Raw genomic sequence first — 497 nt, 5'->3', positions numbered from 1 at the left:
CAACGCTTTATTGCAAATGGGTCAAACGTCAAACAGTGGCAGCGACGAAATGAAAAAACGAGGTAGTTTATTCTACCCCGCCAGAGTTATTTTGTTTGACATACCGGGAGTGTCCATATATGTCAATTAAAACTTCCTAGTGATTTGTTAGTTTGTTTATTCACCGCCGCCACTGCTATCACCGCTATCCGAGTTACTCCAGTTGATATGTGAACTACTGGTCCAGTCGCCACCTTTTTTATTGGATTTGAAATTCACTGAAGTTAATAGCGAAATTGCACCAAAAACTATTGAAGAAACCGCTATTAAAAGATTATCTGGAGAAACTTTCAATTCAAGAATACCAAATATAATAAGACCTGCTCCCAAGAGAATTTTTAAAGTTTTCAATTGACCTCCATGACAAACTAACGCTTAGCTAACAGACAAAATTGAATAAGCTAAAATCGAGCGAAGCGACGAGCTTATTTAATTTTGTCCTAGTTTAGCGCATTGTT

Annotated in this window: 1 protein-coding gene; it reads right to left on the bottom strand. The window is 37.4% G+C overall.

Features of this window, described 5'->3' with window-relative positions; all coding sequences use genetic code 11:
- Window positions 1–156: 156 nt before the first annotated feature.
- Entirely contained in the window at window positions 157–390 is a 234-nt protein-coding gene (locus CWC18_RS20655) for a hypothetical protein (protein WP_042152928.1), read from the bottom strand.
- Window positions 391–497 lie beyond the last annotated feature (107 nt).

Source organism: Pseudoalteromonas aurantia (assembly GCF_005886875.1).
In the GTDB taxonomy this organism is placed as follows: Bacteria; Pseudomonadota; Gammaproteobacteria; order Enterobacterales; family Alteromonadaceae; genus Pseudoalteromonas; species Pseudoalteromonas aurantia_A.
This window is presented reverse-complemented; position numbering and strand designations above follow the sequence as displayed.